General features: G+C 65.3%; 11 protein-coding genes and 1 pseudogene. 5 read left to right on the top strand and 7 right to left on the bottom strand.

Going from position 1 to position 17,189, the window contains the following annotated elements; genetic code table 11:
- Nucleotides 1-109: 109 nt before the first annotated feature.
- The 6 genes and pseudogenes from QA649_RS31255 to QA649_RS31230 all read right to left on the bottom strand — a co-directional run.
- Nucleotides 110-1,753: pseudogene (locus QA649_RS31255) on the bottom strand (thiamine pyrophosphate-requiring protein); the annotation flags it as partial.
- A gap of 98 nt (nt 1,754-1,851) precedes the next feature.
- Nucleotides 1,852-4,788 (bottom strand): winged helix-turn-helix domain-containing protein, encoded by a 2,937-nt coding sequence (locus QA649_RS31250; RefSeq protein ID WP_283020571.1) that lies wholly within the window; start codon nt 4,786-4,788, stop codon nt 1,852-1,854.
- Between the two features lie 143 nt (nt 4,789-4,931).
- Nucleotides 4,932-5,354: a putative quinol monooxygenase gene (locus QA649_RS31245; protein WP_283020570.1), complete on the bottom strand. Its 423-nt coding sequence runs from the start codon at nt 5,352-5,354 to the stop codon at nt 4,932-4,934.
- Between the two features lie 76 nt (nt 5,355-5,430).
- Nucleotides 5,431-6,273 (bottom strand): VOC family protein, encoded by an 843-nt coding sequence (locus QA649_RS31240; RefSeq protein ID WP_283020569.1) that lies wholly within the window; start codon nt 6,271-6,273, stop codon nt 5,431-5,433.
- Nucleotides 6,274-6,368: 95 nt separating this feature from the next.
- Entirely contained in the window at nt 6,369-7,382 is a 1,014-nt protein-coding gene (locus QA649_RS31235; RefSeq protein ID WP_283020568.1) for an aldo/keto reductase, read from the bottom strand.
- Between the two features lie 51 nt (nt 7,383-7,433).
- The gene (locus QA649_RS31230) at nt 7,434-8,189 is read right to left on the bottom strand and encodes an alpha/beta hydrolase (protein WP_283020567.1); all 756 of its coding nucleotides are present in this window, start codon (nt 8,187-8,189) and stop codon (nt 7,434-7,436) included.
- Between the two features lie 336 nt (nt 8,190-8,525).
- Here QA649_RS31230 and QA649_RS31225 point away from each other — a divergent pair, with 336 nt between their 5' ends.
- From QA649_RS31225 to QA649_RS31205, 5 genes are all read left to right on the top strand, one after another.
- Nucleotides 8,526-9,461 (top strand): AraC family transcriptional regulator, encoded by a 936-nt coding sequence (locus tag QA649_RS31225; RefSeq protein ID WP_283020566.1) that lies wholly within the window; start codon nt 8,526-8,528, stop codon nt 9,459-9,461.
- Between the two features lie 82 nt (nt 9,462-9,543).
- The gene (locus tag QA649_RS31220; RefSeq protein WP_283020565.1) at nt 9,544-10,008 is read left to right on the top strand and encodes a (2Fe-2S)-binding protein; all 465 of its coding nucleotides are present in this window, start codon (nt 9,544-9,546) and stop codon (nt 10,006-10,008) included.
- Nucleotide 10,009: 1 nt separating this feature from the next.
- Nucleotides 10,010-12,265, top strand: a complete 2,256-nt coding sequence (locus tag QA649_RS31215) for a molybdopterin cofactor-binding domain-containing protein (RefSeq protein ID WP_349254040.1) — start codon at nt 10,010-10,012, stop codon at nt 12,263-12,265.
- 8 nt (nt 12,266-12,273) lie between these two features.
- Nucleotides 12,274-12,906, top strand: coding sequence for a hypothetical protein (locus tag QA649_RS31210; protein WP_283020563.1), 633 nt, complete (start codon nt 12,274-12,276; stop codon nt 12,904-12,906).
- A gap of 63 nt (nt 12,907-12,969) precedes the next feature.
- On the top strand, nt 12,970-13,638 hold the full coding sequence (locus tag QA649_RS31205; RefSeq protein ID WP_283020562.1) for a type 1 glutamine amidotransferase domain-containing protein: 669 nt from the start codon (nt 12,970-12,972) through the stop codon (nt 13,636-13,638).
- Nucleotides 13,639-14,355: 717 nt separating this feature from the next.
- On the opposite strand, the gene QA649_RS31195 is transcribed toward QA649_RS31205, so the two are convergent.
- Nucleotides 14,356-17,109 carry a calcium-binding protein gene (locus QA649_RS31195; RefSeq protein ID WP_283020560.1) on the bottom strand — a complete coding sequence of 918 codons (2,754 nt, stop codon included), beginning with the start codon at nt 17,107-17,109 and terminating at the stop codon, nt 14,356-14,358.
- Between the last annotated feature and the right edge of the window lie 80 nt (nt 17,110-17,189).

Here is a 17,189-nt window from a genome sequence, read left to right as displayed (position 1 = left end):
AATCCGGCTAAATGCCGCGACGGGGCGCGGCACCGGGCCGGATTATCACACCTTCTGCGGCGGGAGCCAGCGCCAGCGACAGCAAGCCTTGCCGCCGAGAGCTGCCCGCTCACGTGCCCGGCCGCGATACCTCGGTCTCCTTGCTGGTGATGAACTCCAAGAGCACCGGCACGCCTTCCTCGGTCTTCTGGATGCCGCGCCTGATTGCGGGGATGATGTCCTCGGGCCGCGTGACCCGCTCGCCATAGCCGCCGAAGGCGCGCGCCATCGCGGCATAGTCGCCCGAAATGTCGGTCGAGCGATATTTTTCGGTCGAGATCGGCATCACCTTCAGTTCGATCGCCATCGAGAAATTGTTGAGCAGGATCGACATGATCGGGATGCGCTCGCGCACCGCGGTCTCGAAATCCATGCCGGTAAAACCAATGGCCGCATCGCCCCAGACATTGATGCAAAGCTTGTCGGGCTTTGCCAGCTTGGCACCCATTGCGAGCCCGAGGCCGTAGCCGAGTTGCGTTGTCTTGCCCCAGCCGAGATAGGTGAGGGGCTCGACCGCCTTCCAGAACGGCGAGAGCTGGTCGCGTGGGCTGCCGGCATCGTGTGTGATGATGGTGTTCTTGATGTCGACGGTGTGCTGCAAGTCCCACAGCACGCGATAGGGGCTCAAGGGTGCATCGTTGCTGGTGAGTTTTGGCATCCATTTCGCCAGCCACTCCTTGTGCGAGGCCGCGATCTCGGCCGCGACCGCCGAGGCGTCGCGATCCCTGGTGACGGTCGTGCCGATCTCCTCCAGCAACGCATCGAGCACGAGGCCGGCATCGCCGACGAGGCCGATGCCGGCTTCGACATCCTTGTTGAGATGGTTCGGATCGAGCGTCGAATGGATGATGGTCTTGCCCTTGGGCATCGCGATGCCGAAATTTGTCTCGGTGAAGGAGCAGCCGATGCCGAAGATGACGTCGGCCTCGGCGAGGAATTTCGGGACTGCGCGCGGCACCGCGAGCCCGCCGGAGCCGAGCGAGAGCGGATGCGTTTCCGGAAACGCCGATTTGCCCCCGAGGCTGGTGGTGACGGGGATAGCGAGACGCTCGGCGAGGCGTTTCAGCTGCGGCCAGGCCTGCGCGTAATGCACGCCCTGGCCCGCATAGATGACCGGCCGCTTCGCACTCACGAGCAGGCTTGCTGCCTCTTTCACATGCACGGGATCGGCGCCGTAGCGGGTGCGCAGAACCGGCGTGTAGTTCAGCGGCTCCGGCACCTCCTCATTCCACATGTCGGAGGGGATCTCGACGATCACGGGCCCGCCGCGGCCGTTCTTCAGCTTGGTGAAGGCCCGGCGGAAGATGTTGACGACCTCCGCGGCCAGGATGATCGGCTCGGTGGATTTCGCGAACGGCTTCATCGCCTCGCTGGAATTGAAGTTCGGCTCGATATGCGCGAGCCGGCGCTGATAGCCCATCGGCAGCACCAGCACGGGCACGGATTCGCCGAAGCACTGGGCGACGCCGCCCATCGCATTCTCGGCGCCGGGTCCGTGCTGCATGCAGAACGCGCCGATGCTGCGTCCCGAGGTCACCCGCGAGATTGCGTCAGCCATGTGGATGCCGACGCGCTCCTGCCGCACCATGACGGGACGGATCTCGGCCTTGGCCGCATGCTCGATCAGGTGATTGACCGGATAGCCGCAAAGGATCTCGATCCCCTCGCGCCGCATGATTTCCGCAATCGCAGTGCCGAGCTTCATGGCGTCTCTCTCCTCAGGCGAGGCCGGTTGATCCGGCTGGTTGGGGAGAGAGGATCAGGAAATCGGAGAGGCGTAAAGCGCGCGCGGTGGGCGCGGCGGTAGGCCAGCTATGCACCGCGGGCGTGCATCGGCTCCGGCTGGCGATAATGGCCGCAGCCGTTCGCCGTTGGCTGCCTGCGCTGCAGCAGGCGCTCGGCCGCAACGAGATCCGGCGTTTCGAAGCCCTCGGTGAACGCGTCATAAATCGGGGCGAGCAGTCGGATGGCCTTCGCCCTGCGGCCGGTCGCGATCCAGTGTGCTGCGAGATCGGTGGCGATCCGCAGCTGGAATGTCATCGCGCCTATGGCGCGCGCTTCGGTAAGCGCCTGCTGGAGCCGCTGCTCGGCGCGCAGCGGCTCGCCGGCGTGGAGCAGGACCGCTGCGTCGACCCGCTGCAGTTCCGACCGGCACCAGCGCTCGCCCTGACGTTCCTGATGGTCGATCGCACGCGTGATGGCTTCGCGCGCATCTGCGATCCGCCCCTGCCGCAGATAGGCGCGGGCGAGGACCGCGAGATAGCTGCCGATCCGCATCAGGAAGCGACATTCGATCAGTTCGTCGATTGCGGCTCGGATATCCTGAACCGCGCGCGGATCGCCACGTAGCTCGCGAAGGCAGGCGGAGAAATAGCGCTCGACCGGAACCCAGCGCGAGATGCGCTCGCGTTCGAGGTTGCGACGCAGCCGCATCGTGTAACTCTCGAGCGCATCCAGATTGCCGGTTTCCAGTGCAACCGGAAGTGCGGCGAGCCCGAGTGCGTTCGACTGCGACACCCAATGGCCGCCGCGGTCCGCGGCGTCGACCGCATCACGAGCGAGCCTTGCCGCGTGGTCGGCCTGCCCTTGCATCCACGCCACGAAGGGCAGGTTGAAGCGGACGGTGATGAATCGGTAGACCTCATTCGCATCCTTGCGCGAACGGCCCTCGGCCAGCGAATAGGTCGCCGCGAGGCGATCCAGAACCGGGCGGCTCTTGCTCAACTCGCCGGCGAAGGCGCGGGCCCAGGCCAATGCCCGATCGGCTTCGGACGTCGCCGTCAGGTCGCGGCCGCGGTCACTGTCGGCGAGCGCGGTGGCCTCCTCGAGATAGGTTGTGGCGCGCGGGACCTGACCGATCTGCAACAGGTAAAAGGCAAAACCCACCAGCGCTCGCTGCTGATACTCGATACTGCCGGCGCGCCTTGCAAAGGCGATCGCATCGAGCCAGGCAACCTCGTTCTCGTTCGACATCTTGCGGGCGTAGAACAGGCTCCATCCAAGGGCGCAGGCGAGCTTTGCCTTCGATAGATCGTCGCACGCGACGGTCTTGGCCAAGGCGAGCGCGTCCTCCAGCCGCGCCTGCGCTTCCGACAGGATGGAGGTTTCCGACCACAAGGTGATCGCCGCAACTGCGAGCCTGATGCCGAGGACAGCATCGCCGTCCTCGCCGAAGGCCCACGACAGCGCCGCTCTCAGATCGGCAATGCGGCCGAGGTAGCGCTGGGTCCAATCGGCCGGCTCGCGCCAGTTCCATTCCTCCTCGGACTGCTCGAACAGCGCAAGCACGTGCTGCGCGTGGTGGCGCAGCGCCTGGCCGCAGGCGGGATCGGCCTGGCGCCGCTCGGCCGCATAGCGGCGTGTGCTGTCGAGCAGCCGGTAGCGAAGGTGCGCTCCGCGGGCCTGCGCACTCAGAAGCGATTTGGCGACGAGGCTGCCGAGGCCGGTGACGACGTCGACCGGCGTGAGCCCTGCCGCTTCTGCGACGAAAACCGCATCCTCGGCGTCAAAGGCGTCGCTGAACACCGACAGCAGGCCGAACAGTCTGGCCTCCTTCTGCGACAGCAGCCGGAAGCTCCAGTCGATCGTCGCCATCAGGGTCTCGTGGCGCGGCGGCGCGCTCTCGGCGCTGGGCGCGCGAAAGCCCAGGTTCTGGTCGAGCAGCGTCACCAATTCGCGAGGATTAAACCTGCCGATCTGGGCTGCTGCCAGCTCGATGGCCAGCGGAAGGCCGTCAAGCGAATGGCAGATCGAGGCGACCGCCTCGCAATCGTCATCGACGAACTGGTAGCCCGACCATTCGGCGGCGCGGCGGACGAACAGCTGCACCGCTGGAAACTTGACGGCCTGATCGACCGACAGGTCGAGGCCAGACTTCGGCGAGGCCAGCGAGCCAAGCCGTACGACGTGCTCGGTGACGGTGCCGAGCGCTTCGCGGCTCGTCGCCAGCAGCCTGGACGGCGATGTGTCCGTCAGGAACTTGCCGGCGAAGATCGTGGCGGCGGGCAGCACATGCTCGCAATTGTCGAGGATGAGCAGCATCTGCCGCGGCCTCAGATAATCGAGGGCGGCAGCCAGACCGTTGTCCGTATTGCCTCTGATGCCCAGTGCCGTCACCAGCGCCGTGCCGAACAGCGTCGGATCGGAGATCGTCGCGAGATCGACGAAGCAGACGCCGTCGCGGCACCGCGGCGCAAACGCCTGGGCGACAGCCACGGCGACCGTCGTCTTGCCGATGCCTCCCGCGCCGGCCAGGGTCACGTGCCTGTTGTCGGCCAGCAGATCGGCGATTTCGACGATGTCCGCCTCGCGACCGACGATGCCGCGCAGCAATGGCGGCCTGGACAGGGGGACCGGTTCGGCGAGCGACGGATCGTCCTCGACCTCGCCGATGCTGATTTGCACGTCCGCAATGAACTTGTACCCGCGGCGCGCCACGGTCGCGATGTAGACGGGCTCGATCTGGGTATCCGCCAGCGAACGCCGCAAGCTCCACATGTTGACCTTGAGATTGCTGTCGTGGAGGAAGGTGCCCGGCCAGGCCGCCGCCATCAGCTCATTCTTGCTGACCAACTCACCGCGGCGCTGCACTAGCAGCTGCAACAGCTCGAATGCGCGTCCGCCCAGTTTGACGGGGCGCCCGTCGAGCAGGAGGAGCTGGCGGCTGGGAACCAGTCGGAATGGGCCGAAGGAGTAAGTCAGTTCCTGTCGGCGTGTGCCCCGTTGCCGTATCTCCGTGGCAGCCTGCATTGATCATTGCCAATCGATCGAAGAGATCGTCTGCAAATATCATGCGCCGCAAACTTGTTGGAGTGGGCCGTTCTGAATTCGCACGATTGCGGCGGGCATTGCCCGCAGGATGGCTGCGACAAAACCGCTCGCGCGCAGGCCGGCTATTTCTTGGGCACGCCGAGAACCGCCATGCGCATGACCTCGACGCCGCCATTGGCAAGTTCCGGAAGCTTGGCGAACCAGTCCTTCACATAAGGCATCGCGTTATGGGCGTCGAAATCGGCCTGGCTGGCGAACACCTCGTAGAAGACGAAATGGCCGGGTTTGGCGCGGTCTTCCTGGAGAAAATAGACCAGGTTCTTGGGATCGCCGCGAACCAGATCGATCAGCGGCAGCGTGGCCGCGCGCAATGCGTCTTCCTTTCCAGGCTTGGCGCGCACCTGGGCCACCACCGAATAAGCGCCTTCCGGAATCTCCTGATAGCGCACGCGCGGGGCTTCCTGGGCAACGACTGGTGTCGCCGTCATGGTCACCGAGACGGCGACGAGCAGGGCGCCAAGCGAATCGCGGACGAGCGTTTGCATGATGAAGTCCTTCACATCGAGGTCGAGGGTGCTTTGCCGGGCGGCCAGCGGAAGCCGGTCGCCCGAGTTTTATGGGTCAGCGCACGATTGTCTGCTGCCGCTTTGCCAGGGCTTCGCTGAAGCGCTGCTTGACCGGGCCCAGCGCTTTGACGAATTCGAGCTGCTCGCCCTCCGGCCCCTTGCAATAGATCAGCTCCCAGCCGTTCGAGGGTTCCGCGGTCACCCGGTTGGTGTTGGTGCTGCGGGGCGCGGCCTTGCGGTCGGCCTCCGTCATGACGCGGATGGTGCGGTTCGCCCGCACCTGCGTCATGCCGCGGCGCGCGGATTCGGCTTCGAGGTCGGCGATGAACTTGTTGAAGTCGACGTCGTCGCGAACGTAGAAGCAGATGTGCATCATGCGCGGAAAAGCCGGGCTCATGTGCTCCACTGGCTCGGCAAAGCTCTTCGCGCTGCCCATCGGCTGATCGGCCTCGCGATATTGCAGCAGTTCGATCACCACGTTGTCGAACTGGATGAAGCGGACATCGAGCCTCTGCGCTCCGCTTCTGAGGTCGGGAACGCCGATGGTCCGCGGATTGACCCCGCGCGCGTTCGCCTCGATCTCCTGGTCGGCCAGCAGTGTGTTCTGCACCTCGTCGCCCTGGAAGTCGCCGTGACGGAACACCTCGGTGCCGCCGAGCACTTCCGTATAGAACTGATAGGCCCGCTCCATGTTCTGGACCGTCAGCCCGAAATGCTGGACGCCCTGAAGCCGCGCACCGAGCGGCGCCTCGTCGCGCGCCGCTGACGACATGCCGTCTTGCGTCGCGGCCCGCGCGTCGGTCGTGCCGGCGACGAGGCCGGTGACGACGGCTGCGCCGGCGCTCTGGAGCAGGGCGCGGCGGCCCATGTCGGTGGCGTTGTCTGCTTCATCTGTCATGTCGCTCTCCTTGGTCGTTCGACGGATTTTGTGTGCGTTATCCTGCCGGCCGCAGCAGCGCTCGGCCGGGATGAACCTGCTTGTGCCTCGGCGCCTCAAGCGGCCGCGGGAAGCGGAGCTGCGGGGTTGACGAGCCCCTCCGAACGGAGCTCGCGCCAGAAATCGGCGGGGATGGCCTCCTCAAGCGCAGCGCGATCCTCGGCGATGCGGCCCGGGCGGCTCGCGCCGGGAATGACGGCCGCGACCACCGGGTTGGCGAGCGCAAACTGCAAGCCTGCCGCCTTCATGCTGATGCCGTAGCGGCCGGCGATGGCCTTGATCCGCGCCACCTTGTTGAGGATTTCCGGCGGCGCCGGCGCATATTCGAAGTTGGGGCCGCCGACGAGCGCGCCCGAACTGTAGGGGCCGCCGACGACGATCGCGAGCTCGTGTTCCGCAACCATCGGCATCACCCGTTGAAGCGCCCTTGCATGGTCGAGCAGCGTGTAACGGCCCGCGAGCAGGAAGCCGTCGGGGCGCGGCTCTTCGAGCGCGAGCAGCAGCTCGATCGGCTCGACCCGGTTGACGCCGAGGCCCCACGCCTTGATCACGCCTTCGTCGCGCAGCCGGTCGAGCGCCTTGAACGCGCCCTTGCGCGCGCTTTCGAAGACCGAAAGCCACTCGTCGCCGTAAAAATCCTGCGCGACGTCATGCACGAACGCGATGTCGATGTGGGAGGTGCCGAGCCGCTTCAGGCTGTCCTCGATCGAGCGCAACGTCCCGTCCCGGGAATAGTCGTTCACGATCCTGTTCGGGCGCCCGTATTGGAAGACCCCGCCCTTCTCGCCGAGGTCGCGGGCGCTGACATCCTCGATCTCGTCAAGAATCAGGCGTCCGACCTTGGTGCTGACGACATAGTCGCTGCGCGGCCGGCCGGCGAGCGCAGCGCCCATGCGGATCTCGGCAAGACCTGCGCCGTAGAAGGGCGCCGTGTCGAAATAGCGGATGCCGTCGTCCCAGGCCGCATTTACCGTCGCGAGGGCTTCCTGCTCCGGGATGTCGCGGAACATGTTGCCGAGCGGCGCCGCACCGAAACCCAGTTTTCCCGGCAGAATATCCTTGAGGGCCATGTTGCGAGTCCTTGTGTGACAGAAGACCACCCGTGCTCCGCGCGGCCGAACTCAGTCGGCGGCGGACGTGTCTGCGCTTCTGATGAAGGCTGCGACCTCGCGCGGATGCGACAGCATCACCGCGTGGCTGCTCTTCATCTCCGTCACCTTCGCGCCTGACCGCTTGGCCATGGTGCGCTGTGCCGTCGGCGGGATCATGTGATCCTCGCTCGTCACCATGTAATGGGTCGGCTTCGTCTTCCAGGCCACGCGATCGACCTTGGTCTGCACCGCCTGCAATCCCCAGGGTAGCTGCGCGGCGCCCATGAAGCGGGTCGTTGCCGCGTCGACATCGGCCGCGAAAGAGGTCGGGAATTTCTCGCGGTCGACCAGGAGATAATTGCCCTCAGTGACCAGCGGAGCCTTGTGCTCGCCCGCCGGCACTGGGGCTTCCGCCAGCGTGCTGACCGACTCCCCGGCATCGGGCGCGAATGCCGCGAGATAGACGAGGCTGCGAACCTTCGGATTGTCGCCTGCTTCGGTGATGATCATTCCTCCATAGGAATGCCCGACGAGGATGACCGGATGCCGCGCCTTGGCGATCACGCGTTCGGTCTCCGCGACATCGTCGCGAAGCGTGATCGTCGGCTGCTGGACCACGAGAACCTCATAGCCCGCGTCCGAGAGGATGTTGTAGGTGTCCTTCCAGCCCGAGCCGTCGACGAATGCGCCGTGGACGAGGACGATGGAAACGGTCCTCTCGGCCGCGATCGCGGGGGAGACCGTTGCGATCGACATTGCGGCAAGCGCAGAGATGAGCGTCTTCATACCAGGCTCCAACCTCGTTACGGCGGCATTGCCGTTGATGAGCCCTCCACTAGCGTTCGCGAGCACTGCGGTATTTCCGATTCCTGCGCGATGACCGACGCATCTTGCTCATCCGTTGCGAGACCGGCTTGCGAAGCCAATCGCATCCGGCTCCAAGTCTTTGCTTTGCCTGCCTTTTACCTCTTTTAACCGCGCCGCCTCTGGACTTCGCCATCGCCGCTTGTGAGAAATTCGGGATCGGCGTGGCAGCAGCCGGGGCTGCAACTCACCACCGGATGGAATGATCGCTCGCTTGCGATATGGGGCCGGGATTCGCCGCAACTCGCGGAGGTCGTGATGGCGCTCGTGACGCATGGAGACGAAAAGTATCAGAACAGCGAGAAGCTCGCGGCGGCCAACGACTGGCCGGGGCTGAGCATCGAGCATCGCAAGTTCGAGGCGGGGCGCCAGGCAACGCCCGTTCCCATCTGCACCGAAATCGTCATGGTGCTGTCAGGCGGCGGCATGGTGTGCCGGGTCGGCAACGGCGAAGTCCAGAAGAGCTTCGCCCGGCCGGGCATGAGCTACCTCGTTCCCGTGGGGACGCAGGAGAGCCATCTCGAACTGTCCGACCGGATGGAGTGTCTTCATCTCTATCTTCCGCCGGCGCTGCTGGACCACAGCGCGCTTGCGGACTTCGATATCGATCCGGCGAAAGTCGAGATCGCCTACGCCCACGGTCTGGCGGACCAGGTACTCTTCCACATCTGCTCGCCGCTGCGCGACCTGCTCCATCGTCCGCGCCAGCCGACCGACGCGCTGTTCGTGGAGGGAATCCAGGTTGCGCTCGCGGCGCATCTTCTGGGGAATTACACGATCGACCGCTGGCGCGCGCCCGACAAGTTGCCGTCGCTCGATCCACGGCGCCTGCAGCGCGTGCTGGACTATATCGAGGCTTCTCTTGGCAGCGACGTCAGGCTTGAGGATCTGGCGGCCCAGGCCTGCCTCAGCCCCTATCATTTCTCCCGGCTGTTTCGCGAGGCGACCGGATTGTCGCCGCACCGTTACGTGACCGATCGCCGCGTTCAGGCCGCGCGGCAAGAACTCGCGCGCAACCGTTTGTCCCTGGTCGAAATCGCGCTCGAGTTCGGTTTCGGCTCGCAAGCCAATTTCACGCGCGTGTTCCGCAAGGCCGCAAGTCTCACGCCCGGGCAGTATCGCGAATTGTGCTGCGGCCAGGCCGACGTGAAAACCGATCGCGTCGATGCGGCATTGCGCAGGGATTGCGCATGATCCCGCAGGAATCGGAAATACGGCTCAGCGTCCATCAGGCAGTGCTGTTGTGCCGACCAGATCCGCAAGGAGATGTACCGACATGATCGAGCTCACGGTGAACGGGATCAAGCATCAGGTCGACGTCGTTCCCGAGATGCCACTCTTGTGGGTGCTGCGCGACGAGCTCGGCCTCACCAGTGCCAAATATGGCTGCGGGGTCGCACAATGCGGCGCCTGCACCGTTCACATCGACGGCAAGGCGGTGCGGTCCTGTCAGGCGCATATCGGCGAGGTCGCGGGCAAATCGGTCGTCACGCTCGAAGGGCTGGACAACAAGGACCAGCACCCGGTCCTGCAGGCCTGGATCGAGCATCAGGTCCCGCAATGCGGCTACTGCCAGACCGGACAGATCATGCAGGCCATCTCGCTTCTTGCATTGATCTCCAAACCAACCGACGAGCAGATCAATCAGGTGATGTCCGGCAATCTCTGCCGCTGCGGCACCTATCCGCGCATCCGCGCGGCAATTCATGCGGCCGCTGCACACAAGATAGCGGAGAAGTGAGATGGGCCACATGCAGCGCCTTTCCCGCCGCGCCTTCGTTTTCGGCTCCGCGGCTGTCGCCGGCGGCGTCGCGTTCGGCGCCTACGGCCGCGTCGAAGCGGCCGCACCGGCCGCCGGCGACAATCCATTGGCTGCCGGCCTCGGACCGAATTCCGTGAGCTTCAATCCCTGGGTCGAAATCAGCCCGGAGAAAATCACGCTGATCGCGCAGCACGCCGATATCGGCCAGGGTGTCGGATCGGTGCAGCCGATCATGATCGCCGAAGAAATGGACCTCGATCCCGGCCAGTTCGAGATCCGCTTCGCCGGTCCCAGTCCCGCCTATTTCAACACCGGCTTTGCCGACGAGTTTGCGCCGTTCGTGGCTGCGGACCAAAGTCCGGCCGCGGAGGAAGCCCGCGCCAAGACGCTCGAGTGGCTGAGGCAATCTGGCCTGCAAATGACCGGTGGATCGAGCACAATCCCGGACACCTACGAGAAGCTGCGTGTAGCCGGTGCGGTCGCGCGCGAAACGCTCAAGGCCGCTGCGGCCAAACGTTCGGGCGTCGCGGTGGCCGACCTTCGCACGCAATCAGGCCATGTGATCCTGCCCGACGGAAGCAAGATCGCCTATGTCGCACTCGCGGCCGAGGCGTCGAAAATTCCGCCGGTGCTCGATGCGCAGCCGCGCGACCCGTCCAAATGGCGCATGCTCGGCAAGCCGATGATGCGGCTGGACGTCCGCTCGAAAGTGATGGGCGAGCTGAAGTTCGGCATCGACATGAAAATGGATGGCATGCTCTATGCCTCCGTCAAGCTGAACCCCGCCAAGGGGCAGCCGCTGAAATCATACGACGCGAGCAAGGCGCGCGTGATGCCGGGGGTCAAGAACATCCTCGAGATCAAGAATGGCGTCGCGGTGATCGCGACGAACAGTTGGTACGCGATGAAGGCGGTCGACGCCATCGCTTGCGAGTGGGCGCCTTCAGCCTATCCTGCCGAGCAGGCCGACCATTGGAAGGTTCTGGAATCCTCGTTCAAGCCCGAGTTCCTCGGCAAGGAGTGGCGGAAGATCGGTGACATCGAAGCCGGGCTGAAGGCCGGGACGCGCGTCGAAGCCGAATATCGCGCGCCCTATGTGGCACATCAGCCGCTCGAGCCGCTGAACGGGATCGGCCTCGTCACCGACAAGGGGATGGAGATCTGGGTCGGCCATCAGAGCCCGCGCTTCGTGCAATATGTCGCGGCGACGGCGATCGGCCTCAAACCCGAGCAGGTCACCTTCCACAATCAGTGGACCGGTGGAAGTTTCGGCCACCGTCTCGAATACGAGAACGTCCGCGTTCTTGCCGAGATCGCCAACCAGATGAAGGGAACGCCGATCAAGCTGGTGTTCTCGCGCGAGGAGGATTTCCTCCAGGACATTCCGCGGCAGATTGCGATTGCCAGGCACCGGGGCAGCGTCGACAAGAGCAAGATCGTCGCGGCCGATCTGCAACTGGCTTCGACTGCTCCGCTCAAGGGGCTGCTCGAACGTTCGGGCACGCCCTCGAAGGATCCCGACGGGCAATTGGCCGCTGGGCTTTGGAACGTCTATTACGACATCCCCAATTTCCGGGCCACGAGCTACGAGGCGCGGGGGCTTTCGCCAAGCACCACGTGGCGTTCGGTCGGCGCCTCGACTTCGGGCTTCTTCACCGAAAGCTTCATCGACGAGCTGATCCATGCCGCGGGGCTCGATCCGATGAAGGCGCGCATCGCGATGTGTACCGTGCCGCACTATCGCAAGGTGCTGGAGACGGTCGCGGAGATGTCGGACTGGAAGGGACCGCTCGGCAACGGCCGAGGGCGCGGCGTCGCCTTCGTGGAGTCCTTCGGGACGCCGACCGCGGAAGTCGTCGAGGTGACGGCGACGCCGGAGGGCATCAGGATCGACAAGGTCTGGGTCGCGGTCGACGTCGGCAAGGTCGTCGATCCCGTGAATTTCGAGAACCAGGTGCAGGGCGGCGTGATCTGGGGACTAGGCCACGCCATCAACTGCGAGCTCACTTACGCCAAGGGCGCGGTGCAGCAGACCAACTACAATCACCACGAAGCGATGCGGATCTATCAATGCCCGGTCATCGAGGTTCGCGGGCTCGAGAACGATCCGAAGGTGAGGGGGGTCGGCGAGCCGCCGGTTCCGCCGGCCGCGCCTGCGCTCGCCAACGCGATCTTTGCGGCGACCGGGAAGCGCATCCGCGAGATGCCCTTCAACAAGTTCATCGATTTCGTGTGAGGCGAGCCATGAAGAGATCTCTGATTGCGGTCGTCTTCGCAGCTTCTGCCGTCGCGGCCCTCACCGGGATCGTCGTGGCCAAGGACGAAACCGCCAAGGACGTGCTGCGGACCGCCAGCGTCAGCCGGGCGGAGGGGCTGGAGGCTTGGAAGCGGATCGAAGCCGTCGTGACGCATCCGCGGTGTGCCAACTGCCATGTCGATGCCAAGGCCATCCCGATATGGACGCCCGCAGGCGAAACCAGGCCGCGCGTGCACGGCATGAACATCCACGGCGGCGAGAGCCGCATCGGCGCGGAGGCGATTCCGTGCTCGACCTGTCACATGACCTCGACCCAGGCGAACGAGCCGGCACCGTCTCCGCCGCGCGCCGGCATCGACTGGCAACTCGCTCCGGTGGCTTTCATCTGGTTCGGCAAGAGCGGCGCCGAGATCTGCGCGCAGCTGAAGGATCCCAAGCGCAATGGTGGACGCGACGCCGCCGGCCTCGTCGACCATTTGCGGCACGATGCATCCTTGAATGGCTTCATTCCCAGGGGCTGGGCTCCCGGCGCAGGCCGCTCGACGCCGCCGGGCACCTTCGAGGATCACGTCAAGGACATGGCGATGTGGGGCGCGGCCGGGCAACCCTGTCCGAACTGATCCGTACTCCGCGTCGCGCCAACTGGCCGCCTGAATGAACAGCGTTATCGGAAGGAGAAAACCTTGACCCAACATGTCCTCTTCATCGTCACCAACGCAGCCGTGCTCGGTCCGCATAATCGCAAGACCGGCTTCTTTTTCGCCGAGGTCGCCCATCCCTTCGAAGTGCTCGACAAGGCTGGGGTCGCCGTGGAGTTCGCGTCCCCGGCCGGGGGATGGACGCCTTACGATGCGTACGACGAGAAAGATCCCGCTCAGAAGGATTTTCTGGCGAGCAAGGCGTTTCGTCGCCTAAATCACAGTCGCAAATTGTCCGAGGTGGACGCCGCCGACTACGACGCCATCCTGGTGCCCGGCGGTCTTGGGCCCATGGTGGACATCCAGCGCAATGCAACGGTCCAGAATGCCATCGTGCGCGCCTGGAGCACTGGCAAGCTCGTCGCCGCTGTTTGTCACGGGCCGTGCGCGCTGCTTGGCGTCAACCTTGGTGATGGCACCCCGTTCGTGCGCGGCAAGAAGCTCACGTCCTTCTCGAAGAAGGAAGAATACGACTACGCCCGCGATGATGTGCCTTACGAGCTCGAGGACGCGTTGAGGGCGGAGGGTGCCGAGTATTCGTCTGCAGCCAACTGGCAGCCTCACGTCGTCGTCGATGGCCGGCTCATCACGGGGCAGAACCCCGCTTCGGCCGGACCGCTGGGAAAAGAGTTGCTGTCCGCCCTCAAGAGATAGGACCGGCGTCAGAAAACGGTCGAAGCAACCGCATCCGCTCTCCGGATTTCGCTGCGCTCCATCCGGGCTACGAGCTTGCTAACTGCGAGAGCCGCAGTTGGAGTTGTCCCATGGACAAACATCCTATTTGCAGTTCTGGCAGATCATCAGCTTTCGCTTCAACGCCCCATCTTCCTGATCGAGGTCATTTGCATCCGGAGTGGGCCTGGCGTCCTTTGCGGCGCGTGACCTCGCAGGCGGCCTCGCCTGGCTCGGCGCGTCATTGTCGTCGGCGGCGCCGACGCTGAAACCGTCGTAGTCGGCGGCCGGATTCGGCACCGGTTGAGGCAAGCCAGTCACGGATGTCGAGGGCTCTCTGCCGGACGCCGCCGGCGCAGCTCTATTTGTTGTCGCCCGTGCGGGCTTGGTGGCACTCGGGCGCGGCGGCGATGCATCGGGCGGAGCAAGCGAAACCGGCGGCGCGGCCGACGTCTGGCCTCTCGCGCTGTCGTGCGACCATGCGCCGACAAACATGAGGCTGAGAGCCACGAGCGTCACGCTTCTCATCCGCATCCTCTCGGCAGCTTTGGTTCAACGATTGACGGCATGGCGCGCCGAGCCACGACGGGGGTAGAGTATCAGGACTCACATGGCCGTCAAAGCTCCATCCGGACTACGGTCGGTTGCATCGCCCGGCGGGCAAAACACGCCACAACCGGGCGAAGCGCGACCGCCGGCTCAAACCAGCGTGCCGGCGTGGAAGCTTGCATGGGCGAGCAACGACTGGATCACGACGTTGTCGCCGGGACCTCCATCCAGCACGTCGGTTCCGCCGCCGCCGATCAGCACATCGTCGCCGAGCCCGCCGAGCAGCGTGTCGTTGCCGGCGCTGCCGATGAGCACGTCGTCGCCGGCACCGCCGTCGAACACCAGGTGCGGCCCGCCGGAGCCGACGCCTGATGCCTCGATCACGTCGTCGCCGCCGAGGCCATTGATGGTGATGGTGTCGTTGAAGTCGAAATTCTCGATCACGACCTGGCTTGCCAGACCGTCGATCACCAGCGCGCCATTGCTGTTGAGCGAAAGCGTGATGACGTCGTCGCCGCCGGTGCCGTTGATCACGATCTTGTCGGCGGCGCCATCGCCGCCCGGGTTGCCGGGAACGCCGCCGAGGTCGACCTTGACCTCCGTCACGTCGGTCCCGCTCATATCGCCGACATTGATCGTATCGGCGCCGCCGCGAGCATTGAACGCGATCGTCTCGACGCCGTGCGTATCCATCGTGATCGAGGCGACGTCCCGTGTCAGCTCGGCACGGGAGCCGTTCGCGAAGATGTTGATGGTTTCGGCGATGTTGGCGCCGTTGAACAGCAGCGTGTCGCTGCCGGCCTGGCCCTCGACCGTGTCGTTGTCGTCGCCCGGATTCCAGACGAAGGTGTCGTTGCCCGCGCCCATCAGCGCGACGTCGTTGCCGTCGCCGCCGTTGATCACGTCATCGCCCTGGCTGCCGCGGATGGTGTCGTTGCCGAGCCCGCCATTGATCGTGAGCTGCAGCACGCCGGCAGCAAGCCCGCTCGCATCGATGACGTCGTCGCCGCCGAGGCCGTTGAGCGTCAGCTGGTCGGTTGCGTCCATGCCGCTCAGGCTGGTGGTCGTATGCAGACCGAACACCGTCACGCCGCCGGCATTGCCGGAGACGCCGAACGTGTCGGCGCCCTGGGTCGCGTCGACGGAGACGGTATCGAGGGCGCCGTCGGGCGTACCAGTCGAACCGCCGAGGTCGATGTTCACCTGCGTCACGTCGGTCGCGGTCAGATCTCCCACCGCGATATGGTCGGCGCCGCCCAGCGCGTGGACGTCGACATGCTCGACCCCGTGCAGGTCCATCGTGACGTTCCCGACGTCGCGCGCGAGCCGGGCATGATCGCCGTTCGCCGCAAGGACCATATTCTCGGCAATGTTGGCACCGAAGAACCGCAGCGTGTCGACGCCGGCACCGCCGTCGACGGTGTCGCTGCCGTCACCCGGATTCCACTGGAAGATGTCGCGGCCGTCGCCGAGCTGCACGAGATCATCGCCGCGGCCGCCGACGACGAAATCATTGCCGTCGCCGCCGATCAGCGTGTCGTTGCCGGCGCTGCCAGTGATCGTATCGTTGCCGGCACCGCCGTCGATCGTGAGGTGCACGACCCCCGCGGCAAGCATGGCCGCCGAGATCGTGTCGTTGCCGCCGAGGCCTTCGATGACGAGCGCATCGCTCGCGCCTTCCGCGTTGGTGATGGCAAGAGCGGCGGGTAATCCCGCGACCGCAACCGACGTGCCCGAGCCGGACACCTGGATCGTATCGGCGCGGCCCGTGCCCTCGAGCGTCACCGTATCGGCCGCACCGTCGCCGGTCCCGGCCGAGCCGAGATCGACATTGACCTGCTTGACATCGGTTCCGGCGAGGTTGTTGACAACGATGTTGTCGCTGCCGCCGCGCGCGTTGATGGTGATGGTCTCGATGCCGTCGAGGTCCATCGTGATGTTGCCGACATCGCGGGTCAGCAGCACGCGTCCGCCACTGGCGGCGGAGAGGGCGATGTTCTCGCCGATGTTCGAGCCGTTGAACAGCAGGGTGTCGGCTCCGGCCTGTCCGTCCACCTTGTCGCTGCCGTCGCCCGGATCCCACTGGAAGGTGTCGTTGCCGGCGCCCAGCAAGGCGGTGTCGTTGCCCTGGTTGCCGTCGATGAAATCGTTGCCGTCGCCGCCCAGCAGGCGGTCCGCACCATTGCCGCCGAGGATCGTGTCGTTGCCGGCCCCGCCGTCGAGCGTCAGCGCGATGAGCGCGGCGAGATTGCCGGTGGCGGTGATGAGGTCGTCGCCGCCGCCGGCATGGACCACGAGGTTTTCGGTGGTGCCGATGTCCAGCGAGAACGGCGCCGGATCGACGCGGTCGAAGCGGACGCGCGTGCCGTTGGCGGTGATGGCGAAGGTCTCGCCGCCGTTGCCGCCGTTCACGTCGGCGGTGTCGGTGCCTTCGCCGCCTTCCATCAGGTCGCTGCCGTCGCCGGGATTCCAGATCATGCGGTCGTCGCCGGCCTCGCCGAACATCTGGTCGTTGCCGTCGCCGCCGACCAGCACGTCATTGCCGGAGCCGCCGAACAGCAGGTCGTTGCCGCCCTTGCCGAACAGCGAGTCGTTGCCGGACTGGCCGAACAGCATGTCGCCGCCGGACCCGCCCGTCAGCGTATCATTGCCGGCGCCGCCGAAAAGGTTCGCTGCGGGCATCGCGCCGTTGCTCTCGTCGATGGTGATGATGTCGTTGCCATCCTGGCCGAAGGCCTGGATCAACTTGGTGTTGGCGACCGTCGCGGGGCCGCCCTTGATCGCGACTGCGCCGCCGTTGACGATGATCGTTCCGGCCGCGTTGCGGCCGAGTGCGATCGTATTGTTCAGGCCGTTGCCAAGAACGGTGAGAATTCCGGAGGAAAAATTTGCTGTGATAGCCATGTGTGCTTCTCGCTTGCGTGATCGCCGAAACGGACCGCGGCGGCATCGCGACGCTTTTTCGCGATGCCCGGGGGTGAACG

Source organism: Bradyrhizobium sp. CB1717 (assembly GCF_029714325.1).
In the GTDB taxonomy this organism is placed as follows: Bacteria; Pseudomonadota; Alphaproteobacteria; order Rhizobiales; family Xanthobacteraceae; genus Bradyrhizobium.
The sequence above is the reverse complement of the archived record's forward strand: the minus strand, read 5'-3'. Positions and strand labels throughout refer to the sequence as shown.